Source organism: Streptomyces sp. NBC_00076 (genome assembly GCF_045041235.1).
Taxonomy (GTDB): domain Bacteria; phylum Actinomycetota; class Actinomycetes; order Streptomycetales; family Streptomycetaceae; genus Streptomyces.
Map to the genome: position 1 here is coordinate 9,505,420 of NZ_CP108242.1, position 24,905 is coordinate 9,530,324.

At 71.0% G+C, this 24,905-nt stretch carries 25 protein-coding genes and 3 pseudogenes; 9 read left to right on the forward strand and 19 right to left on the reverse strand.

Annotation, left to right across the window (positions count from 1 at the left end):
- Window positions 1-18: 18 nt before the first annotated feature.
- The 6 genes and pseudogenes from OHA64_RS42570 to OHA64_RS42595 all read right to left on the reverse strand — a co-directional run.
- A complete protein-coding gene (locus tag OHA64_RS42570; protein ID WP_405622552.1) occupies window positions 19-495 on the reverse strand; it encodes an Lrp/AsnC family transcriptional regulator in 477 nt (158 codons plus the stop codon).
- Between the two features lie 469 nt (window positions 496-964).
- Window positions 965-2,011 (reverse strand): hypothetical protein, encoded by a 1,047-nt coding sequence (locus tag OHA64_RS42575; RefSeq protein ID WP_405622553.1) that lies wholly within the window; start codon window positions 2,009-2,011, stop codon window positions 965-967.
- A gap of 16 nt (window positions 2,012-2,027) precedes the next feature.
- Window positions 2,028-2,906 (reverse strand): annotated as a pseudogene (locus OHA64_RS42580) (fructosamine kinase family protein).
- Window positions 2,876-3,157, reverse strand: a complete 282-nt coding sequence (locus OHA64_RS42585) for an acyl carrier protein (protein WP_405622554.1) — start codon at window positions 3,155-3,157, stop codon at window positions 2,876-2,878. The pseudogene OHA64_RS42580 and the gene OHA64_RS42585 overlap by 31 nt, the downstream one beginning before the upstream one ends.
- Window positions 3,158-3,169: 12 nt before the next feature.
- Entirely contained in the window at window positions 3,170-3,430 is a 261-nt protein-coding gene (locus OHA64_RS42590; RefSeq protein WP_405624346.1) for an S-adenosylmethionine:tRNA ribosyltransferase-isomerase, read from the reverse strand.
- Window positions 3,413-3,508: pseudogene (locus OHA64_RS42595) on the reverse strand (IS5/IS1182 family transposase); the annotation flags it as partial. The pseudogene OHA64_RS42595 and the gene OHA64_RS42590, both read right to left, overlap by 18 nt.
- 372 nt (window positions 3,509-3,880) lie before the next feature.
- Here OHA64_RS42595 and OHA64_RS42600 point away from each other — a divergent pair.
- Together OHA64_RS42600 and OHA64_RS42605 are read left to right on the forward strand one after the other, a co-directional pair.
- Entirely contained in the window at window positions 3,881-5,380 is a 1,500-nt protein-coding gene (locus OHA64_RS42600; protein ID WP_405622555.1) for an FUSC family protein, read from the forward strand.
- Window positions 5,381-5,549: 169 nt separating this feature from the next.
- Window positions 5,550-6,584 (forward strand): lactonase family protein, encoded by a 1,035-nt coding sequence (locus OHA64_RS42605; RefSeq protein ID WP_405622556.1) that lies wholly within the window; start codon window positions 5,550-5,552, stop codon window positions 6,582-6,584.
- Between the two features lie 80 nt (window positions 6,585-6,664).
- Here OHA64_RS42605 and OHA64_RS42610 read toward each other — a convergent pair whose 3' ends face one another.
- From OHA64_RS42610 to OHA64_RS42620, 3 genes and pseudogenes are all read right to left on the reverse strand, one after another.
- The gene (locus OHA64_RS42610; protein ID WP_405622557.1) at window positions 6,665-7,588 is read right to left on the reverse strand and encodes a sirohydrochlorin chelatase; all 924 of its coding nucleotides are present in this window, start codon (window positions 7,586-7,588) and stop codon (window positions 6,665-6,667) included.
- A 95-nt stretch (window positions 7,589-7,683) separates the two neighbouring features.
- Window positions 7,684-8,694: an N-acetylglucosamine kinase gene (locus OHA64_RS42615; RefSeq protein WP_405622558.1), complete on the reverse strand. Its 1,011-nt coding sequence runs from the start codon at window positions 8,692-8,694 to the stop codon at window positions 7,684-7,686.
- Window positions 8,691-8,792 (reverse strand): annotated as a pseudogene (locus OHA64_RS42620) (uracil-DNA glycosylase); the annotation flags it as partial. The pseudogene OHA64_RS42620 and the gene OHA64_RS42615, both read right to left, overlap by 4 nt.
- A 164-nt stretch (window positions 8,793-8,956) precedes the next feature.
- Between OHA64_RS42620 and OHA64_RS42625 the strand changes: the two are divergent.
- On the forward strand, window positions 8,957-9,634 hold the full coding sequence (locus tag OHA64_RS42625; protein WP_405622559.1) for a uracil-DNA glycosylase: 678 nt from the start codon (window positions 8,957-8,959) through the stop codon (window positions 9,632-9,634).
- A gap of 146 nt (window positions 9,635-9,780) precedes the next feature.
- Here the strand turns inward: OHA64_RS42625 and OHA64_RS42630 are convergent, their stop codons facing one another.
- Genes OHA64_RS42630 through OHA64_RS42645 form a run of 4 tightly spaced genes read right to left on the reverse strand, consistent with a single transcriptional unit; the run spans window position 9,781 to window position 12,447 of the window.
- The gene (locus OHA64_RS42630) at window positions 9,781-10,635 is read right to left on the reverse strand and encodes an ABC transporter permease (protein WP_405622560.1); all 855 of its coding nucleotides are present in this window, start codon (window positions 10,633-10,635) and stop codon (window positions 9,781-9,783) included.
- An 11-nt stretch (window positions 10,636-10,646) separates the two neighbouring features.
- Entirely contained in the window at window positions 10,647-11,564 is a 918-nt protein-coding gene (locus tag OHA64_RS42635; RefSeq protein WP_405622561.1) for an ABC transporter ATP-binding protein, read from the reverse strand.
- Window positions 11,561-11,914 (reverse strand): transcriptional regulator, encoded by a 354-nt coding sequence (locus tag OHA64_RS42640; RefSeq protein ID WP_405622562.1) that lies wholly within the window; start codon window positions 11,912-11,914, stop codon window positions 11,561-11,563. Before OHA64_RS42640 ends, OHA64_RS42635 begins: the two co-directional genes overlap by 4 nt.
- The gene (locus tag OHA64_RS42645; RefSeq protein ID WP_405622563.1) at window positions 11,911-12,447 is read right to left on the reverse strand and encodes a hypothetical protein; all 537 of its coding nucleotides are present in this window, start codon (window positions 12,445-12,447) and stop codon (window positions 11,911-11,913) included. The genes OHA64_RS42640 and OHA64_RS42645 overlap by 4 nt, the downstream gene beginning before the upstream one ends.
- Before the next feature lie 232 nt (window positions 12,448-12,679).
- Here OHA64_RS42645 and OHA64_RS42650 point away from each other — a divergent pair, with 232 nt between their 5' ends.
- Complete coding sequence (locus OHA64_RS42650; RefSeq protein WP_405622564.1) at window positions 12,680-12,853, forward strand: hypothetical protein; 174 nt, start codon at window positions 12,680-12,682, stop codon at window positions 12,851-12,853.
- A 9-nt stretch (window positions 12,854-12,862) separates the two neighbouring features.
- A complete protein-coding gene (locus OHA64_RS42655; protein WP_405622565.1) occupies window positions 12,863-13,330 on the forward strand; it encodes a YybH family protein in 468 nt (155 codons plus the stop codon).
- Window positions 13,331-13,592: 262 nt separating this feature from the next.
- On the opposite strand, the gene OHA64_RS42660 is transcribed toward OHA64_RS42655, so the two are convergent.
- Entirely contained in the window at window positions 13,593-14,678 is a 1,086-nt protein-coding gene (locus OHA64_RS42660; RefSeq protein WP_405622566.1) for a WD40/YVTN/BNR-like repeat-containing protein, read from the reverse strand.
- 270 nt (window positions 14,679-14,948) lie between these two features.
- Between OHA64_RS42660 and OHA64_RS42665 the strand changes: the two genes are divergently transcribed.
- A complete protein-coding gene (locus tag OHA64_RS42665; RefSeq protein WP_405622567.1) occupies window positions 14,949-15,533 on the forward strand; it encodes a hypothetical protein in 585 nt (194 codons plus the stop codon).
- A 217-nt stretch (window positions 15,534-15,750) separates the two neighbouring features.
- Here OHA64_RS42665 and OHA64_RS42670 read toward each other — a convergent pair whose 3' ends face one another.
- On the reverse strand, window positions 15,751-17,868 hold the full coding sequence (locus tag OHA64_RS42670; RefSeq protein ID WP_405622568.1) for a HEAT repeat domain-containing protein: 2,118 nt from the start codon (window positions 17,866-17,868) through the stop codon (window positions 15,751-15,753).
- Between the two features lie 121 nt (window positions 17,869-17,989).
- The gene (locus OHA64_RS42675) at window positions 17,990-19,645 is read right to left on the reverse strand and encodes an acyl-CoA dehydrogenase family protein (protein WP_405622569.1); all 1,656 of its coding nucleotides are present in this window, start codon (window positions 19,643-19,645) and stop codon (window positions 17,990-17,992) included.
- Window positions 19,646-19,716: 71 nt separating this feature from the next.
- Between OHA64_RS42675 and OHA64_RS42680 the strand changes: the two genes are divergently transcribed.
- Window positions 19,717-20,484 carry a PaaX family transcriptional regulator C-terminal domain-containing protein gene (locus OHA64_RS42680; RefSeq protein WP_405622570.1) on the forward strand — a complete coding sequence of 256 codons (768 nt, stop codon included), beginning with the start codon at window positions 19,717-19,719 and terminating at the stop codon, window positions 20,482-20,484.
- Between the two features lie 69 nt (window positions 20,485-20,553).
- Here OHA64_RS42680 and OHA64_RS42685 read toward each other — a convergent pair whose 3' ends face one another.
- On the reverse strand, window positions 20,554-21,360 hold the full coding sequence (locus tag OHA64_RS42685) for a pectate lyase (RefSeq protein ID WP_405622571.1): 807 nt from the start codon (window positions 21,358-21,360) through the stop codon (window positions 20,554-20,556).
- Window positions 21,357-21,617, reverse strand: coding sequence for a hypothetical protein (locus OHA64_RS42690; protein ID WP_405622572.1), 261 nt, complete (start codon window positions 21,615-21,617; stop codon window positions 21,357-21,359). The genes OHA64_RS42685 and OHA64_RS42690 overlap by 4 nt, the downstream gene beginning before the upstream one ends.
- A gap of 377 nt (window positions 21,618-21,994) precedes the next feature.
- Here OHA64_RS42690 and OHA64_RS42695 point away from each other — a divergent pair, with 377 nt between their 5' ends.
- Window positions 21,995-22,303, forward strand: coding sequence for a hypothetical protein (locus OHA64_RS42695; protein WP_405624454.1), 309 nt, complete (start codon window positions 21,995-21,997; stop codon window positions 22,301-22,303).
- A gap of 90 nt (window positions 22,304-22,393) precedes the next feature.
- Window positions 22,394-23,701: a PHB depolymerase family esterase gene (locus tag OHA64_RS42700; RefSeq protein WP_405622573.1), complete on the forward strand. Its 1,308-nt coding sequence runs from the start codon at window positions 22,394-22,396 to the stop codon at window positions 23,699-23,701.
- A gap of 73 nt (window positions 23,702-23,774) precedes the next feature.
- On the opposite strand, the gene OHA64_RS42705 is transcribed toward OHA64_RS42700, so the two are convergent.
- On the reverse strand, window positions 23,775-24,854 hold the full coding sequence (locus tag OHA64_RS42705; protein WP_405622574.1) for an NADH:flavin oxidoreductase/NADH oxidase: 1,080 nt from the start codon (window positions 24,852-24,854) through the stop codon (window positions 23,775-23,777).
- Between the last annotated feature and the right edge of the window lie 51 nt (window positions 24,855-24,905).

A 24,905-nucleotide genomic window follows, 5' to 3' on the forward strand; every position in this document is an offset into this window, starting at 1 on the left:
ACGCCAGGATGTCAAAGGTCATTTCCGAGCTGCTCGCCCGATCGACTCCACCAGGGGCAGCAGCCGGTACGGGACGCGCTCGCGCAGGGCCACCTCGGTGCGGGTGCGGACGACTCCCGGAAGGCTGATCAACTTCTGGATCACGTCCTCCAACTGCGCGTTGTCGCGCGCCACGACCCGCGTCAGCAGATCACCGCCACCCGTGATCGAGAAGGCCTCGACGATCTCCGGTACGGCGGCCAGCGCGTCGCCCACGTCGTCCAGATGTCCCTGGGTGACCTCGATGTGCACGAACGCCAGGACGGGGTGGCCGAGCGCGGCGGGGGAGAGGGACGGGCCCGTGCCGGTGACCACCCCGTCCCGCTCCAGCCGGTCGAGGCGGGCCTGCAGGGTGCCGCGGGCGATCCCGAGGACACGGGCGTACTCGCGCACGCTCGTCCGGGGCTGCTCCAGCAGCAGCCGCAGAATCCGGGTGTCGAGCTCGTCCACGGACATGCTGTCCGCCTCCTTGTGCTTGGTTCGTGGCTCGCCCGGTTCGTCGGGCGGCCTGCCATTTCCTTGGCCTTGCCTGGTGTATTCGGCTCGCCTGGTCCGTTGGCTCGTCGGTGGACGCGCCGGAATCAATGGGACTGTGCCAATGGTCCAGCATTTCAGACGTCACTTGAGCCAGCAGGGTCCATAGTGCTCTGATTGGCCGGTCGATGGCGCTGCGGATCTCGCGGGCGCCTTTCTCATGCCGGGGGGGCCGAAGGGCCCAAGGGTCACGAGGGACGCTGAGTGCGGCTTCCGCCGGGTCCGGTCGCTACCGAGACGGCGCTCCGGAAGGCAGGCAGGCAGCTGGGGCACGTTCGTGCGCAGCAGTCACCGCACACATTCAGCCAGGGATGACAGGGCGACGGATCAGGTGCCGTCCGGCAACTGCGTGCTGCTGTCGGGCTTGAAAAGTGCACGCCGGCCAGGCCGATCACCCGACCTCGATGATCCGTACCACGTCCTCCAGCAGCCGGGTCTCGGTCTCTCGCACCCGGGTCAGGAACTCCAGGCCACGTGCGGCCTCATCGGCGACCCGTTTGGGTTCGGGTGGGAGAAACAGCATGCGGAGACTGAACTCCCTTACCTGACAGTCCAGTTCGCGGTAGGCGTTGAGAGTGCCGGCCAGCGGCTCGTGCAGGGCGCAGGCGTCGGCCAGGTAGGTGAGGCGACGCAGGACCATTCCCTTGTGTTCGGAGAGCAGATGCAACATGCGGTAGTCCAGACCCGCCGTCCCGTCCTTCACCTGGGCGAGGTGGAGGACGAGATGGTCGTACGTCTTCACCCCGTCCTTGTTTTCGAGATCGGCCGGGACCGGTGCCCGCACGGTGGGAGCAGACCACCAGGTTCCGGTGTCCTGGGTCTCACGGGGCGTGCCGGCGAGGTAGTCCTGGAGGGCGCGGGCCAGGCGGGCAGGGCTGAAGCGGTGCGGGATCGGGCGGGGCCTCAGAAGCTGGAGGGGGCTGCGGACTTCCGAACGCCCCTCGTGGGCGGCCCCCTTCGCCTGGCGGAAGGCCCTGGCGAAGTCGTCGTAGGAGATGCGGAGTTCGCGGAAGACGCGGGGTCTGCCGCCGAACCCCACCACGTCGACCTCCCGTCTCCGGTCGTCGTATCCGAATACGAGGTACTCGTGGAGCCGGACGAATGGCCGGCCGCGCAGATGGTCGTCGTCGACGAAGACGGTGCAGTGGTGGCCGGCGGAGATCCGGTCACGGATCAGGTCGATGACCGACGGTCCCGCTGCAGAGACGGCGGCCCAGTCGAGGGTCCGGCACTCCAGGACCTCCGGATAGCCGAAGGAATCGGCGAAGTCGAGGTGCGGTTGCTCGCCGCTGCTCGGGGAGTGATCCGAGTGGAGCTGGACGTAACGCTCCAGGTACCAGGGGAAGGTGTCCTCGTGGGCCAGGGCCACGCACAGCGGGAGGGCACCGAAGAGGTAGCAGGTGTACTCCCGCTGGACGATGGTCTTCAGGCAGGGCACGGCGGGCTCCCCGGAGTCAGGAGAACGTACGGACGACGTCCCGGACCCGCGCCACGGTGTCGCCGTAGGTCCCGAAGTGGGCCAGCACACTGAGGTGTTCACGCAGGTGCAGCAGCGGCATGCGGTCGCGCCAGCCGTCGGGCAGGGAGGAGATCTCCTCGTAGGCGCGGAAGAAGCGGTCCGGCGGAGGATCGCAGCAGTACATCATGCTGAGGTCGGACTCGGCCCACATCCAGCACACCGCCGGGTCGAGGAACACGGGTTCGCCGGCCGGGTCCGCGACGATGTTCGCGCGCCAGAGGTCTCCGTGGTTGAGCACGCCGGGAGACATCGGGACGAGCTGCGGAAGGCGTTCGCAGATCCGCTCCAGCCCCGCCAGGTCGGCCGGTTCGAGGGCGCGGCGGACCTTGGGCTCGCGCAGGTAACGGCGGATTCGGTGCTCGGCGAAGAACTCGTGGCCGTCGTCGGCCCAGCCGTTGACCTGGGGAAGCAGGCCGAGCCATCCGTCGGTGTCCCAGCCGAACCGGTCGCCGCGCACCGTGTGCAGGGTGGCGAAGGTCCGGCCCGCGGCCTCTCAGAACTCGTCGGTGTCGGGCCGGGGGTGCAGGGCCTCCATGAGGAGGTGGTGCGCACTCACCTCGAACACCTGGGGAGTACGGATGCCCGCGCGTTCATGGAGCGCCCTGAGTCCGGCCGCCTCCAGCGGGAACAGGTCCGGCGGAGCGTCGACGGATCCCTTGAGGACGTACGCCCTTCCGTCGGCGAGGGTCAGCCGCCAGACGTCGTTCACCGCGCCGCCGGAGAGCGGCTCGGCGACGGCCACGTCCGGGACGACGTCACTGGGCAGGCTCTTCCAGCGGGTGTTCACGCGATCAGCTCCGACAGGGCGTTCCACAGGGTGCGGGCGGAATGGAACATGGCGAACATGATCCTGTCGTCGGGGAAGGTGACGGCGAACCGCTGCTCGAGGTCGACCACTATGTTGACCGCCGTGAGCGAGTCCAGGCCGTAGTCCGCGAGGGGTGTGTCGTGGTCCAGGGACCGGTCGGCGGGGAGGCCGAGGTTGGTCTGGAGGATCTTCTCGAAATCCTTCTCGATATCGGTGGGCTCACTACCTGTGGGCTCAATATCGGTGGGGCGCTGCATTTTCCGTCCTCCTCAGACGATCAGCATCGAGTCGCCGAACTCATTGAAGAGGTAGCCGTTCGGCAGGACTTCCTCCCGGTACACCCGCAGTAGTTCCGGCGCCCCGGTGAAGGCGGAGGTGAGACGCAGTTCGGAACTCTGCGGCATGTGGAAGTTGGTCAGGAAGGAGTCACACACCTTGAAGCGGTGGCCTGGGCCCAGGATCAGGTTGGTCCAGCCGGACCCCGGCCAGCGGCTAAAGCGTGTTGCAGAAGGCCGGTCGGCAAGCGGCAGACACCACGGACGCCCGATCCGCGGCCCGTCCCCACCCCGCTCCCGCACTACTTTCAGCAACCGCTCGGACTGCTTCATCCGCAGTCCCGTGAGCGCCTCCACCCACGTGGCGCCCAGCGTGGGCGCGTCGCGCTCAGATCGCACACGGAGTCGTGCTGCCCAGGCCTGGGGCAAGCCTGGTCCATTGGCCTGCCATCGGTCGACCTCTGGGCTGATCAGTTGTGCCATTGGCACAGTCGACGGGACGACAGTTGAGCCATTAGGCCACGAGGTGGTTATCTTTGCCCTATCCATATCCATGTATTTGCGGCGCCGCGTAGCGCCGGACGGCGACGAGGCCGGGTCCGGACCGCGGTGCCTTCTTCGTGCCTGCTTGTTGTCCGCCACTCGGGACGACCGTGGGCAGGACGCGTACCCACGTGAGGGGGACGGCGCACCGCCGTGAAGAGGATGTTCGTGGCTCCGGACCCGGGGCGCTTGAGGCTGTGGAACGCGACCCGCGCTGTTATCGGTGTCGCTGCCGCCGTCGCCGTTTCCGAACTCTGCGGGCTCTCGTTCACCGCATCGATCACCGGAGGGCTCGCGGCACTGCTTGCCCTCTTCACGGTCACCGATGCGACGGTCCGTGACCAGCGGATCACCGCCGCCCTGCTTCCCATTGCCGGATTCCCCGTGCTGGCGCTTGCCACCACACTGCGCGGCATCACCCCGGCCCGTGACGCCGCGTTTTTGGCCGTCGTCTTCTGTGGCGTCTATGCCCGCCGCTGGGGCCCGCGGGGGCACGCGCTCGGGATCTTCGCGTTCATGAACTTCTTCGTCGCGCAGTTCCTGCACGCGGTTCCCACTCAGCTGCCCGAGCTGTACACCGCCGTGGGCCTTGCCCTCTTCGCGGCGGGCGCCACGCGCTTCGTGCTCTGGCCCATCGAGCGTCACACCCCACCCGCGGCAGCCCCGCCGGCCTTGCCCGGCATCGGACTGGCGCGGGCCACCACCCGGCAAGCCTTCCAGGCCACTGCTGCCTCGACTCTCGCGCTTCTGGTCGGGCAGCTGCTCTCCGAAGAGCGCTGGTACTGGGCTGTCGGTACTGTCTGGTGGATCTTCGTCAACACGGCTTCTCGCGGCGAAACCCTGGTCCGCGGTTTCCGCCGGGTCTTCGGAACCGTGATCGGTATCGCCGTCGGCCTGCTGGTCGCCATCCCGCTGCACGGCGCGCCCGCGCCGACGGCCGCCCTGGTTGCCGTCTGTGTCTTCGGCATCTTCTACACCGCCGCCGTCTCGTATTCCTGGATGATGCTGGCAGTGACGGTCATGGTCAGCTTGCTATATGGCCTGCTGGGCGTGCTGGACCCCAGCTTGCTCGGGCTCCGTCTTGCAGAGACCGGTGTGGGCGCGCTGTGTGCCGCGCTGGCCGTGGCCCTCGTCCTGCCGGTCACCACGCACGCCACGAACGATGCCTGGATCCAGCGGACACTGCACAGCGTCCACGCGGCCACCGCCGAAGCGACCGCTCGCCTCGCTGGAGACCCGAAGGGCGACCCTGCCCCGCACGCCGCCGAACTGGACCTGCTGCTCGGCCGGGTACGGATGGCACTTGCCCCGTTGATGCACCCTTTGACTCCCTTCCGTGCTCGGAAAGCCCGTGCCCGCCAGGTCATTGAGCTGCTTGACGACTGCGCTCGCGAAGTTCGGGGTCTGATGTCCGTTGCCGCCGATCCTGTCGCGTCGCACGACGCTCGTCTGGCCGCTGCCTGCTGGCGGGTCGAGGCAGCGGTGGAAGCACTCACTGTCAGCGACCTGGGGCGCAGGCGAGTGGCGTCCACTCGCGGCGAGTTGCCTCAGCAGGACGAGACGGAGTCGGCCCTCGTGCACCTGCGAGGCTTGGAGAAGGCACTGTCGGAGCTGGCGATGCCGCTTGGGTCGTCTCCTCGTCCTCCGCTTGTTCGTTCCTGAACGGGAGGAAGAGCGTCGGCCTACGGTCCAGCGCTCTCTGCCGGACGGCTCATAGCCGCTCGTTGAGGATCTTGACTAGGGTGCCGTCCGGCAAACCGCCCCCTGGTCTAGACCTCATGTGATCGGCTGCTACCGTCGCCCCACGGCACAGGACCGAGAGGGGACCGCGGTGGCACACGGCGACAGGCGGGGACGGCGGGCCTTCATCGGGTCCTTCACGGCGGCCGGAGGCCCGGGCATCGTGACGGCGGCCGTGGCCGAGGACAGCGGCGCGTTGACTCTCCTGAGCAGCCTGGACGGCCTGCTCGACCCGTCCTATCTGGCCCTCGCCCCAGGCGGGGGCACGCTCTACGCGGTGAGTGAGACCGCCGAGGGCGCGGTGGCCGCTTACAGGGTGAACGGTGACAAACTCGAGCCGGCCGGCCCGCGGGTGCCGATCGACGGGAACGGCCCCACCCACCTCGGCGTCCACGCCGGTCACGTCCTCACCGCCAACTACGGCTCAGGCAGCGTCACCGCCGTCCCCCTCCGTCCCGACGGCACCCTCGCGCCCGCCCCGTCAGGAGTGTTCCGGCACACCGGTTCGGGCCCGCACACGCTCCGCCAGCAAGGCCCGCACGCCCACCAGGTCCAGCCCGACCCGAGCGGCCGCTGGATCGTCAGCGTCGACCTCGGCACGGACTCGGTGCGGGTGTGCACGCTGACCGACGGCGGCCTGGTACTCCACCGGGAGACCGCGCTGCGGCCCGGCTCCGGCCCCCGCCATCTGGCCTTCCACCCGGACAACTCGCGCGCCTACGTCGTCAACGAACTCACCCCGACCGTCACCGTCTGCCGTTGGGACGCCGCGGACGGCACACTGAAGCCGCTGTCCGAGACACCGGTCCTGCCAGGCACCCCGGCCGGTCACGCCTATGCCTCGGGGATCGTCGCCTCGCCCGATGGGCGCTTCGTGTGGACCGCGACCCGGGGCGAGGACGTCCTGTCGACGTTCGCCGTCGAGGGCGAGACGCTACGGCTGCTCGGTACGGTCCCCTGCGGCGGCCACTGGCCCCGGGCGCTCACCGAGGGGGGCGGGTTCCTCTACGTCGCCAACGAGCGCTCCGGCGACGTCGCCTGGTTCGCCGTCGACCCGACGACCGGACTGCCGCGCTTCGAGGGCGCGGTCGAGGTGGCCGCCGCCTCCTGCGTGGTCATCGGCTGACCCGCTCACCCCGACCGCATGGCGAAGGGCCCGCTCCAGTGGGAAGCGGGCCCTTTCGCCGTACGGTCGTGCGGTGCGCCTCAGCGGACCGGCGCGCCCTGAGGCTGCGGCGGGGCGATGCCCAGCGCGGTCGTGTACTTGGCCAGGGCGAGCTTGCCGATCGCCGGGTAGGGTCCGAGCGCCTCCGCGGCCGAGCAGCCGACCTCCCTGGCCGCCTCCTCGATCAGGCCCGGGTCGATCTCCGGCCCTATCAGATACGGCGCGAGCGCCAGCTGCTGCGAGCCCGAGGAACGGAGCTGCTCGGCGACGGACGCGATCGAGCCGTCCTGGTCGAGGGCCGCCGCCATCACCGGCACGGCCAGGCGCGCGGCGAGCAGCATGCCGGTGATCCCGGCCGCCTGCACGGCCTCGTCGCCGCCCACGGAGGCCAGGATGATGCCGTCCGCCGCGGTCGCCACGGTGAACAGACGGGCACGGTCGGCGCGGGCCAGACCGGACTCCGACAGCCGCACGTGCAGCGCCTCGGCGAGCAGCGGGTGCGGGCCCAGCACATCGGTCAGGTCGGCCGCCACCCGGCTCTCCATCACGGCCTGGCGGACCCGGCGCAGCAGCGCGCTGTCCGGACCGGCCAGCAGTGGCACGACGACCGCCACCGGGCCGTCGGGCTCCTTGACGTCCAGTCCCGCGGCCTTGGCCTGTGCGTACCGCGCGGTGCGCTCCTCCGCAGCGTGCGTCAGCACGGCCTGCAGCGTGGGGAACTCCGCGTCGTCCCCGTCGAGGTACCCGATCCGGGCATCCAGGCCGGGGAGCTCGGAGCGCGCGATGCTCACGACCTCGTCGGCGAGACTGCGCGTGGCGATGCCCGGGGTGCCCGGAACCGCGAGAACAAGCGCGGGGGCGCCCTCGGGAGCCGCCAGAGGCTCGGGTCGGCGGTGCCGCCCGGGCTGGCGAGGTCGCGGCATTCGTACTGGCAGGCCGGACGCGGGTCCAGTGGGGGAGCTCATGGCGTCGCATGTTACTGGTTTCCGGGGCTCCCCTGTTCGGGGAGGGTGCAGGTGCGCGGTATCCGTCCTGTTTTGTCGGATGAGTTACGTACGGTTCAGAAGTGATCAGCGGATATGCCGCCCGCGGTTGCGCCCTTCGTGGTAACCACGGACAGCATCGTCTCGTCACCCGGCAGAGTGAGCGAACCGGTGGCCAGAGCCGTCGCGATACGGACCGAGCCCCGCAACGGATCCCCCTCGGCCACCACCTGCCGTGCGTGCGGCAGCCGCCTCGTCAGCTCCTCCGCCAGCGGTACGACCAATGGGTCTCCCAGCTTGGACAGGCCCCCGGTGAGCGCGACCAGGGGTTCGCCGTCGGACGGACACACGGCAGCCGCGGAGTCGGCCATGTGCCGGGCGGCGGCGCGCAGGATCCCGGCGGCGACGGCGTCGGTGTCGGCGCAGTCGGCCACCCGGGGCGCGAAGGCGGCGAGCACGGCGGGCCGGTCGGCGCGCGGATACAGCTTGCCGGGGAGTTGCCGGGCCGGGCCGAACACCTCCTCGGCGCAGGCCAGCAGCCGCGCGGAGCCGTCCTCCCGTCCGTCGTGGGCACGCAGGGCGGCCTCCAGCCCGGCCCGCCCGATCCAGGCACCGCCGCCGCAGTCGCCGAGGAGGTGCCCCCAGCCGTCCGCCCGGCGCCAGCACGTCAGGTCCGTGCCGATCGCGATCAGACCCGTGCCCGCGGCGACGACCGCGCCCGGCCGCGCGCCCAGGGCGCCGGTGTAGGCGGTGACGGCGTCGGCCACGAGCGCGACCGTACGGACACCGAACTCCTTCGCCAGGGCGCCCGGGAGTTCGGCACGCAGTGCCTCGCCCAGGGTGGCGAGGCCGGCGGCACCGATCACCGCCGTATCCAGCCCGTCGACACCCGTCTCGGTGATCAACGCGCGCGCCAGGGGCACCAGTTGCTCCATGAAGTGCGCGGGGTCGATGCCGCGGGCACCGGTGCGCACCGGCTCCCGGGACTCCCGTTCCGCCCGCGGGGTCTCCCTCGCGGTACCGACGACCACGCGAAGACCGGAGCCGCCGGAGTCGACGGCAAGGAGACCGTCCCCCGCACCGGTCACGGCAGGCGCCCGTCCACCGGCTGCCCGCCCTGTCCGGTCAACAGGTCGTCAGCCCGGCTGAAGGGACGGGAGCCGAAGCAGCCGCAGTCGGCGTCGATCACTCGATGCAACAGCTCCCCTCCGTCCTGATGACTGGCTGCACGACCTGCTGGAGCAGCTCGATGACCTCGATGAGGAGGAAGAGTAGCGCCGCGTGTGCCGTCCGTGTGCGGGGGCCACCGTTTGTGCGGGACCCCGGTGTGTGCCAGTAGGGTGACGCGCTGTGGCACCACGACCCTTGCATGAACTTGTTGAAGCGGGCTGGGCGAAGGCTCTGGAACCTGCGGCCGAACGTATCGCCGCGATGGGGGACTTCCTCCGGGCCGAGATAGCCGCGGGCCGGACCTACCTTCCGTCCGGAGCGAATGTGCTGCGGGCCTTCCAGCAGCCCTTCGACGACGTTCGCGTCCTGATCGTCGGTCAGGATCCCTACCCCACGCCGGGGATGGCCATCGGGCTGAGTTTCGCGGTGGCGCCGGAGGTGCGTTCGTTGCCGGGGAGTCTGGAGAACATCTTCCGGGAGCTGCATACGGACTTGGGGCTGTCCAGGCCGTCCAACGGGGATCTGACGCCGTGGACCCAGCAGGGGGTGCTGTTGCTGAACAGGGCGCTGACGACGGCGCCCCGCAAGCCTGCCGCGCACCGGGGGAAGGGGTGGGAGGAGGTCACGGAGCAGGCGATCCGGGCGCTTGTGGCGCGAGGCAAGCCCCTGGTGTCGATTCTGTGGGGGCGTGACGCGCGTAATCTGCGACCCCTGCTCAGGGATCTTCCGGCGATCGAGTCCGCCCACCCGTCACCGATGTCGGCGGACCGTGGTTTCTTCGGGTCACGGCCGTTCAGCCGGGCCAACGACCTGCTCGTCAAGCAGGGTGCCCAGCCGGTCGACTGGCGACTGCCGTAGGTCATGACCTTCGCAGCGGCCGAGTCTCCCGCTGTACTCCGGTGAGCGGTCGTACGTCCTGGAGGATTCCGGGGTTTGCGCCTGTCACGTGAACGTCTCGGCATTCGACCCAGGGCCGTGCCGTCACCCAGCGGTCACGAGGCCGCCTACGCGGGCGCCGCGCCGCTCTGTGCCGCCTTGCGGTGGCGCGCGGACAGGCGGGAGCCGGACTCGCGGCGGGCCGCGCGGCGCAGGAGGGGCACCGCGAGGAGGAACCCGAGGACCGTCCAGGCGGTCAGGACCAGGGCGACCATGGGCAGTTCCGAGGAGCCGGCCGCCTCGGCGGTCCGTGCCGTGTCGGGGAGCAGGGCCGAACGCAGGCCCTGTGCCATCCACTTGAGCGGGAAGACCGCGGCCACCTGCTGGACCGGAACGGGCAGCGAGGTGATCGGGAACACCGTTCCGGAGGTGAAGAGGAGCCCCATCGTCGGCAGCATGACCAATGCCAGCGCCTCGCGGGGGTTGGGCAGTACCGCTCCTACGGCCGCGCCCAGCGGTACGACGGCGAGCAGTCCGAGCGTGGTGACCCATGCCAGGGTCAGCCAATCGCCCGGCCCGCGCGGCAGTGGCCCGTCCGCCAGCAGCGCCGCGGCCGCCAGGAGCAGGGCCAGGGTGGCGACCGCCGTGACGACCACCAGCAGACACTTGGCGACGAGGTAGGCCGGTATCCCACCAGGGGTGGCGCGCAGCCGCAGCAGGGCGCCCTCCTCCCGCTCGGTCACGAGTATCTGCGGGAAGTTGACCAGCCCGATCTGGAACAGCAGGTAGGCGGCGAAGCCCGCCAGCACCAGATGAGCCATGGGAGTCCGGGTACCGGGCACGTCGTCGCTGACGTACGCGGCGATGAGCAGCGCGACGACCACATTGGTCAGGTGGCCCGACATCTCCTTGCCGTTGCGCAGGAGGTGCCGCAGTTCGATGCAGCCGCGCCGGAGCCCGGCACGCGGCCAACCGTTCGTCATGGGTGTCCCCTTCATGCGGCCTGTGTCTCCCCGTCCTCGTCCGCGTACCCGTACGTGCCGTCGGCGTCCTGGTGCACCATGTGCAGGTAGGTGTCCTCCAGCGTCGGGCGGCGGACTTCCAGGTCGGCGATCGGGCCGTCCGCGTGCCGGTGGAGTTCCCAGACCAGCCGTGAGGGGTCCTCGGTGCGTTCGCGGCGGGGCGTCCCGTCGTCGGCCGTCCAGCGGACCTCGGCCTGGGCGGCGGCCCGCCGGGCCAGTTCCGCGGGTGTGCCGCAGGCGCGGATCCGGCCGCCGACCAGCATGGCGATCCGGTCGGCTAGCCGCTCGGCCTCCACCAGGTCGTGGGTGGTGAGCAGAACGGTGACGCCCTCGTCGCGGGCCAGCCGTTCGACCAGGACGTGGAACTCGTGCCGCGCCTGGGGGTCGAAGCCGGTGGTCGGCTCGTCCAGGAAGAGGAGTTCGGGGCGGCCGACGATGCCGAGCGCGACGTCCAGCCGCCGGCGCTGGCCGCCGGACAGCCGGCCCACCTGCCGGCCGGCCTGGTCCGTGAGGCCGACCAGGGCCAGCAGTTCGGCCGGGTCGCGCGGGTCGGGGTAGTACGTGGCGAAGTGCGTCAGCAACTCGGAGACCCGCCAGCGGGGGTGGTCGCGCCAGGCCTGCAGCACCAGTCCGATCCGGCCGCGCCACGCGTCGTCGCCCCGCTCCGGGTCCGCACCGAGGACGCTCACCTCACCGGAGGAACGCCGTCGGAAGCCCTCCAGGATCTCGACCGTTGTCGTCTTCCCGGCGCCGTTGGGTCCGAGGAGCGCGAAGACCTCGCCGCGGTGGATGTCCAGATCCACGCTGTGGAGGACGTCGATGTCGCCGTACGTCATCGTCACGTCGCGCGCGTGGACGACGGGATGGGCGGGTGTGGGCTTCGGCGTCATCGTCCCGCCCCCGAGTCGTGTCGCTGTCGTGCCGGAGTTTCTGTCGGCGCCGGAGGACCGGCGCCCTCGACGATCGCCCGGAGCGCCGCGACGTGCCCTTCGAAGGCGGTTCGGCCGCGGTCCGTCAGCCGTACCCTGGTGCGCCGCTTGCGTCCGCCGCCCTCCTTGTGAAGCTCCAGATATCCGGCCTCCTCCAGGGTGTGCAGCTGTTTGGAGAGCGCGGAGTCGCTGAGCGAGAGGCTGTCGCGGACGAACGCGAAGTCCGCCCATTCGGTGGCGGCGAGCAGCGCGACCACCGACAGCCGGGTGGCGGGGTGGATCAGCTCGTCGAAGCCGGCGGGGATGCTCATCGGTCCGCCCCCGCGTCGGCTGCTCCCGTGCCTGCTGTTCCCATGCCTGCCGCCTGTGTGCCGCGGTCCCGCGCCGACCCTGCCGCCCAGCGGCTCGTCGGCCCGACGAACAGCACGAACACCGTCGCCGAGACCGTGGCCTGGATCAGACTGGCGGACATCGGCTCCAGCGAATCGAGCAGCCGGCCGGACAGCAGGGTCGTCCCGCCGGTCACCACCGCCCCCGCGACGAAGGTGCCGAGCATCCGCCGGGTGCACCGGGTGTGGTGCAGGCGCACCCGGCTCCGGCGGTTGTGGAGCACGGCCAGCACGCTCAGCAGCGCGACGTACGCGGCGATGGCCAGCCCCACGCCCCACCCGGGCAGGTCCAGGCCCAGACCGGCCAGGAAGAGCCACATGAGCGCGGCCGTGGTCCAGAGGGCACCCGAGCCGCCCGCAGCGGACCGCTCGACCTCGTCGTACACCCGCTCCTGCGGCACCCGAATGCGCTGCAGGTCTCTCCATGCCTGTTCGGCGTCCACCGGCGTGCTCACGTCCCTCGTCCTCCAGTCTCCGCTTTACTTTCCCACCAGGAAAGTTATCTTGGACTTTCCTGATAGGCAAGTCGGCTTCCGCCGGTGCCGGTGCCGGCACCGGCGGGAACGGGAAGAGGGCTCATGCAGAAGGACCTGCTCATCGTCGAAGACCTGCTCCTGGTGATGTTCGACGACTCGTCGGGGGCGATCGCGGTGGGCCGGCACCCTGTAATACACCCTGGGCGGCGCGGTGCTGGTCGAGCTGGCCCAGGCCGGCCGCGTCAGGGTCGACGAGCAGGACAAGGGGCTGAACGGGCTGCGGGTGCACGCCGTCGCCGGTGAGCCGTTGCCCGAATCCCTGCTCCGGGCCGCAGAGATGGGTGGGTGCGACGGACCCTCCCTGAACCCCTTCCGCTGCCTTTAGCGTCGAGTCATGGACGAGGAACAAGTGGTCGCGGACCTGCACAGCCGGTGGGTGTTCGGCTGGGAGCGCAACGAGGGGGACGCGCCGTTCGAGTTCCGGCGCATCTTCGACGAGTTCTACGACTTCAGCTCTCCGGACGTCCGCCTCTACGACGACTTCGACCCCGAGCAGCGGGTGGCGACGACAGCCGCCGGGTACGGCTCGATCTGGGAGCCCGCTTTTCACCTGATGGTTTCCGCGCATCATGCGGTCGATGACGGTCCGCACGTCGTCACCGGCCACGATCTGGCCGCGTCCACTCTGACGTTCGTAGCGCGGATCACCATGCCCGACGTCACCACGGACATTCGCACCACGACCTCGCTGGTCTGGCGCCGAACGCCGGACGGCTGGCGGATCGTCCGCGAACACAACTCGACCAAGGTTCTGCCCGCAGGGGCTCTGGCCGGGGTGCTGTCGGCGCAGGAGGCTCCCTGACCCCGTGCGCCGGTTCGGGCACAGTCAGGCGGCCGCTGCGGCGGCCGCCTCGGCCTCACCGGTCACGCTGAACTGTTTGCGTCTGACTCGCGCGCGATTGCCGCTGTCTCCTGTCACCAGCAGCCCAGCCGCCTGGGCGGTGGCCCGGAGCCGTGGCCGGCTCTCCTTCGATGTCGCATGGCGCCGAGAACGCCTCGCCAGGCACCTCGATGACCGGTCTGGTCAAGGCCGGAAGGCAGGCCGACCGGTAACCGCCTCGGGCTCATTCGACCACCGCGGCCCGTACGCACAGCACGTCCGGCAGGTGCGACGCCAACTGCCGCCAGCTGTCGCCGTCGTCGGCCGACGCGAACACCTCGCCGTTGCGGTTGCCGAAGTACACGCCGGCGGGGTCGGCGTCGTCCGTGCACAGGGCGTCCCGCAGCACCGTGCCGTAGTGGTCCTCCTGGGGCAGGCCCGCCGTCAGCGGCTCCCAGCTCCTGCCCGCGTCCGCGGTCCGGAAGACCCGGCAGCGGTGATCGGCCGGCACCCGGTCCGCGTCGGCGTTGATCGGGAACACGTACGCCGTGTCACCGCGGTGGGGGTGTGCCGCCGCCGCGAAGCCGAACGTGGACGGCAGGCCCCCGCCGATGTCCGTCCATTGCGCGCCCGCGTCATCGCTGCGATACACACCCCAGTGGTTCTGCAGGTACAGCCGGTCCGGGTCCGCCGCGTCCCGGGCGACCTTGTGCACGCACTGGCCGAACTCCGGGTTCGGATCCGGCAGGAACACCGCGGAGACACCGGAGTTGGACGGCTCCCAGCTCGCGCCACCGTCCTTCGTACGGAAGACCCCGGCCGTCGACACGGCCACCGTCACCGCGCGCGGATCCCGTCTGTCGGTGAGCACGGTGTGCAGGCCCTCTCCGCCGCCGCCCGGCACCCACTTGGACCGGGTGGGGTGCTCCCACAGGGGGCGGACCAGCTCGAAGCTCTCGCCGCGGTCCTCGGAGCGGTACAGCGCGGCCGGTTCCGTGCCCGCGTACACCACGTCCGGCTCCGCGGCCGCCGGGTGAAGCTGCCAGACGCGCTCCAGCGAGGCCTTCGTGTCCTGCGGGAACCTGACGGCGGGCTGTGCCGGTTCCGTCCAGGTCCGGCCCAGGTCGTCGGAGTGGAACACCGAGGGGCCCCAGTGCGCGCTGTCGCCGCCGGCGAGCAGCCGCGGGCGGTCTCCCCGGGTGTCGATGGCGACCGAGTACACCGCCTGCGCGTTGAAGTAGGGGCTTTCGTCGAACTCCCAGGCGCCGTCCCGCCTGCGCCCGATGAACAGGCCTTTGCGTGTGCCCACGGCGAGCAGTACTTCGGTCATGCCGATCACCTCCGCGACGTCTTTGTCCCAGACATCCGCCAGTTTGCACCCCACCACTGACAGTCACCCCTCGGAGACGCTTCACCGCAGGTCAGCGCGGCGATGACAGCCCGGCGGGGCGGCTTGTGGGCCCCCGCGGAAGGTGCCGCGCGAGAACGGGGGAGGCGTGCGGCCGTCGAATCGGGAAACCCGCCGTGAGCATCCAGGACGTGGCTCCCGTATGGGAGGGCGGTCCGGCATGTTCGTGCGCTCTTGAGGAGGATGCCTGCGATGGCGTTCCGTGGTCCGAAGGTGTGGCTGTGGCGCTGGCGGCGCAATCCGCTCAAGCGCCGTGCCGACGCGGTGGAGGCGTGGGTCGTGCTCGGCGCCTGGGCGCTCACCGTTCTCGCCGGTGTGCTCGCCGGTCTGGGTGTCGCCCGGACCGTCGAGCACGGCTTGGCCCGGGAACGTGTCGAGTGGCGTCCTGTCGTGGCGCACCTCACCGAACAGGCACCGGGAACGGCGGCGTCACACTCCAGGGCGTCCAGTGGCGAGCAGGTGTGGGCCAAGGTGCGCTGGACGGTGCCGGACGGCTCCGCGCACACCGGACAGGCCCGGGTCGACCCCGGCAGTGCCTACGGGACCCCGGTCACCGTCTGGACGGATCCGCAGGGGCGGCTGGTGACGAAGCCCGCCAGCGTCGCCGAGGCCCGGCTGCGGGCCGCCATGATCGGCGGCCTGCTGGGGGTCGGTGCCGGGGTCGTGCCCTTCGTCGGCGGACGGGTGCTGTGCGGTCGCATGGAACGCCGCCGCATGGACCAGTGGGACGCCGAGTGGGCACGGTTCGGCCCTCTGTGGGGGCGCACGACGGGCTGAGCGCGGGAAGGCCTCGGGGCCTCGGGGGGCGTGCTCGTGACCTTGCTCGGCGCTCGCGGCCCGCCCGGCGTCCCGGCGTCCCTGTGTCAGTGTGTCCGTGATCCCGCCGATGTCCGAGCGACAAGGCCCGACACGGCACAGCATGGCCTGACACGGCACAGGTCGGCACGGCACGACACGGGTCGCCACCGCATGGCTCGGCACGACACGGCCACGGCTAGATACGGCTCCCCGCTGCCTCCTGGCCCGCCAGCGCCTCCCGGCACAGCCGCAGCAGCCGCTCGTCCTTCGGGATGTCGTGGCTGCCGTGGCCCCCCGGCCTCGCCAAATGGCGTCGTCGGGAGGACAGTTCTGCTGTCAGCAGGTCGCTCAGCGGCGCGGCGGCCGGCCCCATCTCGCTCAGGCACTCGGCGATGGTGCCGCGCGTGTGCGGGTGTTCCTTCCAGGCCGACCGCAGCACCGGAAGGACGGGCACCGCGTCCGCGTCGATCCGCCACAGGGCGCGCGCGGCGCTCACCCGCTCACACGGGTGAGCGGACTGAATTCCGCGGCGCAACGCGTCCGGTGCCGGACGGGCCGCCGGACCCATCCGCGCCAGCACCTCCGCGGCCGCCCGGCGACGACGGTGATCCTCTTCCTCCAACTCCCGCAGCAGGACCGGCCGTACGACGGAAGCGTCCGCCGCCACCTCCCACAACGCACCCGCCGCCGCGTTCGCGTGCTCGGTGTCGAGCAGTCGCCGCAGCGCCGGTACCGCCTCCCGCGCCGCGGGACCGAACGTGCCCAGCGCGCGGACCACGTCCGCCACGTGCGGGTCGTCCGGGCGGAGTCCGGCGGGCACCGTGCCGCGCACCAGACGCATCACCTCCGGCAGGGCCTCCCGGTCCCCCAGAGCGAGTACCGCCGACAGCAGGGGTACGGCCAGGGCCGGGGCTCCGGGGGAGTCGACGGGTATCTCACCCAGCCTGCGCCGCACCACGGGCGCGAGTGCGGTGGCCGCCCCGCCGAGATGGCCGAGCGCCTGCCCCAGATCACCGGGTACGACCGGCCCCGCCAGAACCTCGGTCAGCGCCGGCACCGCCCGTGGATCCCCGCTCCGGGCAAGGGCTCTGAGCGGACCGCCGAGCGCGGGTGTCCCACGACGCCACCGACGCACCCACAGGTCGGGCCGGGAGGCCACCAGCGCGGCGAGACGGTCGGCGGCGGGCGCGGCCAGGTCGAACAGATCAGTGAGGACGGACACGGCGGCGTCGCGCACCCCGCCTTCCGCCGCGCCCAGTTGGTCTCCGACCAGGGTCACGAGCCCCGTGTGGTCGCCGCGCCACTCGCGCAGCAGTCCGGCGGCCATCCACAGGGCGTTGCACCGGTCGGTCGGCTCCGGACTGGTCAACTGCCCGTCGAGGAGAGCGGTCCGGTCGGCCACCCGGTCGTCCAGCGCGGTGTGGACGGAGCGCAGCAGCTGCGAGCCCTCCTCGTCCGACGGCCACAGCCGCCACAGGCGGCCGACGAGCGTGTCCGTGCCGGGGCTTCCGCCCTCCGCCGGCCATGTGCTCCGCCGCGCGGACCGCTCCCTGAGCAGGCGCACCGCGAGAGGCACCGGGTCGGCCGGGGCCCGGCCGGGCGCGCAGCTCATGAGCTGGCCCAACGCCGCGAGCCGTAGCCCCGGCCCGTACGGCGGAGCGCTCTGCGCCACCAGCAGCTCCAGCGCCCGGTCGGCGTGCGCGGGGTGCCGTCGTACGAACAGGCCGAGGCTCTCGGTGAGGGCGATCAGAACCCGGTCGTCCCGCTCCACGGTGATCCACTCCCGCAACAGCCCCAGCACCCGATCCGGTTCGTCGAGGAACCGCACGAGTGCGCCCGCGGCCGCCCCGCGCACCGAGGCGTCGGCGTCGTCGGCCAGCCGGACGAACGCCTCCGCGCCCGCACGGATCGCGGCCCCGGCCGACCGACGGACCCCGCAAGGACCGTCCGCCCCGCCCGCGGTCCCTTCGCCGCCACGACCACCGACACTTGCGCCCTGCTGTCCCGCGAACTCCCGGCCTGAGTCCTCCCGGTCGGCCTCGTCGCACCCGATGCTCACCAGCAGTTCGACGATCCCGCCCCGCTCCGGCACGGCCTCGCTCCCGGCGAGCGTGAGCAGAAACGGAACGCAGGCGAGCGTCGAGTCGTACACCGTGCCCTGGTGGTGCAGTGCCCCGTACATCCGGTCCAGGGCGCCCTCCCGCTCGGTCGGGTCCGGCGAGGCCAGCCCTCGCAGCAATCCGGGCACGTCCTCCGCACTGCCGTACGCATGCCGCAGCGCGGCCCAGTCGACCTCGTCGATCCCCGTGAACACGTTGTCCCTCCCCAGGCGAAGTGCCAACTGATCGTGAGTCTGCACCACGGGACTGACAACCAAGCGGAATCGGGAGGTGACAATGCGCGAACCGACGAAAGAGGCCCCTTCGGGCAGGGAGTCAGTGACCGAAGGGCAGCGCACGCGCCAGGATCGCGTCCAGGTCGGCGGAGTCGGGAAGCGTGCCGAAGGCGTGCCCCCAGTCGCCACCGAGCCGGGTCGCGCAGAACGCGTCGGCCACGGCGGGCGGGGCGTGCCGGACCAGGAGGGAGGCCTGCAGGGCCAGGGCCATCCGCTCCACCAGCCGCCGCGCACCCACCTCCGAGGCCTCCGCCAACTGCCCCTTCAACCGGGCCACCGCCGTGTCCAGCCGGGCGTCCGCACCCCGCGCCAGGGCGAGTTCGCCGAACAGGGCCTCGGCGGCCCCGGACTGCCGCCGCAACGCACGCAGCACGTCCAGCGCGTTGACGTTGCCCGAGCCCTCCCAGATCGACAGCAGGGGAGCCTCGCGGTAGTGCCGGGGCATGCCCGACTCCTCGACGTAGCCATTGCCGCCGAGGCACTCCAGGGCCTCCGCGGTGAAGGCCGGGCCCCGCTTGGTGACCCAGTACTTGCCCACGGCGGTCGCGATCCGGCGGAACGCCGCCTCACCGGCGTCCCCGCGTACCGCCCGGTCGGCCGCCCCGGCCAGCCGCAGGGTGAGCGTCGTCGCGGCCTCCGACTCCAGCGCCAGGTCGGCCAGGACGTTGCGCATAAGCGGCTGGTCGAGCAACCGAGCCCCGAACGCGCTGCGGTGGCGCACATGATGTCCGGCCTCGACGAGTGTCTTGCGCATCAGCGTGGCCGACATCATCACGCAGTCCAGGCGCGTGCAGTTGACCATCTCGATGATCGTCTTGACGCCCTGGCCCTCAGGGCCGACCAGCCAGGCCACGGTCTGGTCGAACTCGGGCTCGGAGGAGGCGTTGGACCGGTTGCCGAGCTTGTCCTTCAGCCGCTGGATGCGGAAGGTGTTGCGGCTGCCGTCAGGCAACACACGCGGCACCAGGAAGCACGAGAGGCCGCCCGGGGCCTGTGCCAGCACCAGGAACACGTCGCACATCGGCGCCGACGTGAACCACTTGTGCCCGCGCAGCGTGTACACACCGGGCTCCGCGGTGGGCGTGGCCGCCGTCGTGTTGGTCCGCACGTCCGAGCCGCCCTGCTTCTCGGTCATCCCCATGCCCGCCAGCAGACCGCGTTTCTCGGTCGGCACCCGGAGTTCCGGCTCGTAGAGGCGGCCGGTGAGCAGGGGCTCGTAGACCTTCGCGAGGTCCGGCTCCTTGCGCAGTGCGGGGATCGCCGCGTACGTCATCGACGTCGGACAGCCGTGCCCGGCGTCTGTGTGCCCCCATGCCAGTCCGCCCGCCGTACGCGATACGTGGGCGCCGGGCCGGGCGTCCGCCCAGGGCGCGCCCGCCAGCCCCTCGGCGACGGCGGCCCGCATCAGGTGGTGCCAGCTCGGGTGGAACTCGACCTCGTCGACACGGTGGCCGTACCGGTCGTGCGTGCGCAGGACCGGCTCGTGGGAGTTGGCCTGTTCGCCCCACTCCTGTGCCTCGACACTGCCGGCCCTGAGCCCGAGCCGCCGGATGTCCTCCTCCGCCCAGGCGGCCCCCTCCCGGCGCAGTCCCTCCAGCAGGGCGCCGTCGTCGGACGCGTCGTACGGGGCGAGGGGAGGGGGCTGGTTGGTGACGTCGTGGGTGGCGGACCGTTCCTGCGCGGGTGTGGAGACCATATGCCCATGTTGCACTCTCGATACGGTTGTGGCAATGATGCAATACGAGGACGCCCGTACAGTACGTGACCATGCGGAGGAACGTGTCGGAGCAGCCCGGTGAGGTCGACCTGCGGTCGCTGTCCGCCCGGTCGGTCGTGCTGAGCCTGCTCCTGGGCGCCCATCCATCGGAGCTTCCGGTCAAGGACCTGGTCCGTGCGGTGGAGCCCTTCGGCGTCGGGGAATCCACGCTGCGGGCCGCGCTCAGCCGGATGGTGGCCGCCGGCGATCTGCGGCGGACGGACTCCGTGCACCGCCTCAGCGACCGTCTGCTCGCGCGGCAGCGCCGTCAGGACGACGCCGTACACCCCTCCACGCGCGCGTGGAACGGAGACTGGGAGATGGTGGTGGTCACCGCGACCGGCCGCGGCCCCGCGGAACGCGCCGACCTGCGCGCCCGGTTGACCGCGCTCCGGCTCGCCGAACTCCGCGAGGGAGTCTGGCTCCGGCCCGCCAACCTCAGCCGAACGCTCCCGGACGACCTCGACGACGTGGTCCAGCGCTACGAGGCCCGTCCCGACCGACCCGCACCGGAGCTGGCGGCGAGCCTGTGGCCCCTGGAAACCTGGGCGGACACGTCCCGGGCGCTGCTCGACCACGTCACCCACGTCGCCCGCGCGGACCGGCCCGCCGACCGCCTCACCGCCTTCGCGGCCGTCGTACGGCATCTGCTCGGCGATCCCGTCCTGCCGCCCCCACTCCTGCCGGCGGACTGGCCGGGCACGGATCTGCGCACCGCGTACACGGACTACCAGGAGGAGCTGGCGGACACGGTGCCCCAGGTCGCGCGGGGCACATGACGAGGCGGCCGTACGAAGCGCCGTGCAGGGACGCTTCGTACGGCCGCATCTCACCTCACCTCACGCGGATCACTTGTAGGTGATGTCCGAGGTGGAGTACTTGCAGTAAGTGCCGTCCGGGTTGGAACCGTTCGTGGTCGGCTCCTTGCCCGAGTTGTTGCCGATGTACTTCTGGCACGGGACGATCTTCTTGCTGCTGTCTCCGACGATCGTGATGCCCCTCAGGGTCGCGCTGTCGCCGTAGTTGGTGTTGATGCCGACGAGCTTGCTGCCCTTGTAGGTCGCCTCGATGGTGTTGAGGTTGATCGTCCGCTTGTACTGGGTCGAGCAGTTGCCGCAGGAGCGCACGAACGTGCCGAAGTTCTTCACGGCGAAGTTCGAGATGTTGAGTGTCCCGGCGCCGTTGAACTGGAACACCTTGTCGCTGGCTTCCTTCGCGCCACCACCGGAGATGGTGTACACGTTCGAGGACGAGGAGCCGCGGAAGGTGGCCGCGTCCTCGCCGACGTCCTCCCACCACACGTTCTGCAGCGTGCAGCTGGCCTTGCAGTGGATGCCGTCGGCCGCCGGGGCGCCGATGATGACGTTCTTGAGAACGGCGCCGGCCGCCAGTTCCAGGATCGGTCCCTGGTCCTCGTCCTGGTTGTCGCTGCCCAGGGCGCCGCTGCCGTAGAGGCGCTTCATCCCGTAGTCCTTGGTGCCGGACACCGAGATGGTGGAGGAGACGGCCTGGCTGCCGTTCGCGGTGGGCCAGGTGGCGGCGGCCGCCGGGGTCAGGGCTCCGCTAGTCATGATCATGCCAACCGATAAGCCGAGAGCGGCCATCGCGCCGGTCAGTGCGCGCGTGCGGACGCGCGGACGAGATGAAGAAGTCATGTCCCGATTCCTTCTTCCTGCGTGGGGGACGGTAAGAGCTTTCCAGTGCCCGCAGCGCTCGTCGCCTGGGCGGCGAGGGGCGAGGCGTGCTTGGGGGAGCTGTAGGGCGGGGTGGTGAAGGTGTCGACCCGACCGACCTCGGTGGCGGCCCCACCCAGGTCGATTCCGCGCGGGTTGGCGCATCCGTGGTGGTCGCCGAAACCCATGGGGGAGGTCTCGGCGGCCCCGGCCGCCTGCGGTGCGGACGGGTCGGTCACCCTCGTGAGGGTGGCCGCGTCGGCTACCGGGGTGGATCTTCGCGTGTGTGCACGTGGGGGACGAGTACGCATGTGGGGTGCGTTCCCTTCGGTGGTGCCTGCGGTGCCATGTTGGTCATGTACTCGAATGTTGTTCGTCATGCTGAACGCCGCGCGGCACAGTGTGACCATGTGGAGCCAAGGCGGCCCCGGTCGGTCACACTGCTGAACGGAACGTAGAGGGCAAGCGCTTTCTAGTCAACGCTTTGCGCAGACGGTATTCGGCCACCCCTGGCGGCGCCACGAGCGAATTCTTTCGAGGCGTGGGAGCGCTTCCATGGCGACCATGCCCATGCCACGATGCTCGGCGGAAGCTTCCCTTCGGAGAAGGCGAGTCGATGGCGCCTCCACGTCTGCGCACGTTCATCAGCGGGCTCGTCCTGGTGTTACTCGCGGTGGGTCTGACCGCCCTGACCCCCGGGCCCGGCGGTGGCCGGCGGCTCCGGGGTCGATGGGCGGGGTCAACTGCCCGACTCCTTCAGCTGGTCCTCGTCCGGGCCGCTGATCAGTCCCCGGCCGGACGCCACTCACCCGATCGTCTCGGTGAAGGACCCGACGGCCAGGGCATGGACCCGGCCGCGACCGGTGACTACTCCCAACTGCCCTGGCGTCTGGCCCTGTTGACCCAGACCAACTCCTCCTGCTGACCGGTCACCGCTTCCTGAACCACTGCCACCGACCACCGTCGAAGCAACGCCGTACCACGTCCCCAGAGTCGACCAGGAAGGGACAAGGACGTGCCCACCACCCCCCGCACCACCGCGCGCAGACCGCTGCGTTCGGTACTCGTGGCGCTCCTCGGAGCGCTCGTGCCGCTGCTCGTGGCCACCGTGCTCACCGCTCCGGCGGCCACGGCACGCCCCGCCAAGGCCGCCGCGGCCCTGACCGAGGTCACCGACTTCGGCACCAACCCCAGCAACCTCCAGATGTACCTGTACGTACCGGACAACGTCACCGCGCACCCGGCGGTCGTGGTCGCCGTCCACTACTGCACCGGCTCCGGGCCGGCCATGTACTCCGGCACCGAGTGGGCCTCGCTGGCCGACCGCTACGGGTTCGTGGTCGTCTACCCCTCGGTCACCCGCGCCAGCAAGTGCTTCGACGTGTCATCGCCCCAGGCGCTCAAGCGCAACGGCGGCAGCGACCCCGTCGGCATCAAGTCCATGGTCGACTGGGTCGCCCGCACCTACGGCGCCGACACGTCGAAGATCTTCGCCACCGGGATCTCCTCCGGCGCGATGATGACGAACGTCCTGCTGGGCGACTATCCCGACGTGTTCGCCGCGGGCGCCGCCTTCGCCGGCGTTCCGTTCGGCTGCTTCGCCACCACCAACGGTTCCGAGTGGAACAGCGAGTGCGCGAACGGCACGATCTCCCACACCCCTCAGGAGTGGGGCAACCTGGTTCGCGCCGCCTACCCCGGCTACACCGGCCCCCGGCCGAGGATGCAGACATGGCACGGCACCGAGGACGACGTGCTGCGCTATCCCAACTTCGGGGAGCAGATCAAGGAATGGACGAACGTCCTCGGCGTCAGCCAGACCCCGGCCGCCACCGACTCGCCCGTCTCCGGCTGGACCCGCACCCGATACGGCTCCACCGGTGACCGCGCCGCCGTCGAGGCGATCAGCCTCCGGGGAGTCGGCCACAACGTCTACGGCTCCGGCATGGCCGCCCGCGCGCTCACCTTCTTCGGGCTCGACAGCTCGGGTCCCGCGCCCCAGCCCCAGCCGGGTGGCTGCACGGTGACGGCGTCGACCAACGCCTGGAGCACCGGCCTCACCGGTTCGGTGACCCTGACCAACACCGGTACGACGTCGGTCAACGGCTGGAAACTCGGCTTCACCCTGCCCTCGGGCCAGACCATCACCAACGGCTGGGGCGCCACCTACGCCCCGGCGTCCGGGTCGGTCACGGCGACGAACGCCGGGTACAACGGGACGATCGCCCCGAACGCGAGTGTGACCATCGGCTATCAGGCGAGCCATTCGGGCAACAGCGCGGCCCCGACCGCGTTCACGCTGAACGGAACGTCCTGCACGTGAGCTGAACGCCGAGCAGGGGGTGACCTCGGATGCGGGCCCCGAGGTCACCCCTTGCTCGGTTGCTCTTCCTGGCTCACACGGACCGGTGGTACTGGTCCGGCACCTGCGTCTCGGCCCCCAGCTCACGCGCCGCGAGGCGGGCCCACGACGGGCTGCGGAGCAGTTCGCGGCCCAGCAGAACCGCGTCGGCCTCCTCGTTGGCCAGGATCTTCTCGGCCTGTTCGACCTCGGTGATCAGGCCGACCGCGGCGACCGGGAGAGCGGTCTCGGCCTTGACGCGGGCGGCGAAGGGCACCTGGTAGCCCGGACCGGTCGGAATGCGCACCCCGGAGGCGTTGCCGCCGGTGGAGACGTCGAGCAGGTCGACGCCGTGGGCCTGGAGGTCACCGGCGAGGCGGACCGTGTCGTCGGCGGTCCAGCCACCGTCCTCCAGCCAGTCCGTCGCCGAGATCCGGAAGAACAGCGGCTTGTCGTCCGGCCACACCGCGCGCACGGCGTCTACGACCTCGAGAGCGAGGCGGGTGCGGTTCTCGTAGGAGCCGCCGTAGGCGTCGGTACGGTGGTTGGAGTGCGGGGAGAGGAACTCGTTGATCAGGTAGCCGTGGGCGCCGTGGATCTCGACGACCTCGAAGCCGGCGGCCAGGGCCCGGTCGGCCGCGTCCGCGAACTGACCGACGATCTGCTTGATCTGATCGACAGTCAGCTCGGTCGGGACCGGGTGCCGTTCGTCGAACGCCAGGGCGCTGGGCGCCAGCGGCTGCCAGCCGCCCGCCTCCGGCGCGAGCGGTGCGCCGCCCGTCCAGGTGCGGTCGGTCGACGCCTTGCGGCCGCTGTGCGCCAGCTGGATCCCGGGCACCGTGCCCTGGGAGACCAGGAAACGGGTGATCCGGCGGAACGCCTCGACCTGGGTGTCGTTCCAGAGGCCGAGGTCGTACGGGGAGATCCGTCCCTCGGGGCTGACTCCGCTCGCCTCCACGAGGATCAGTCCCGTGCCGCCGGCCGCGCGTGCCGCGTAGTGCGCGAAGTGCCAGTCGGTGGGGGCGCCGGTGTCCGGCCCCTCGGAAGCCGCCGAGTACTGGCACATCGGGGGCATCCAGACCCGGTTCGGGATGGTCACGTCGCGCAGGCGGAAAGGCTGGAAGAGGGCGCTCATGGGGTGCTGCTCCGATCGTCGCGGGTCCAATGGACGGCTTGTACGATAGGC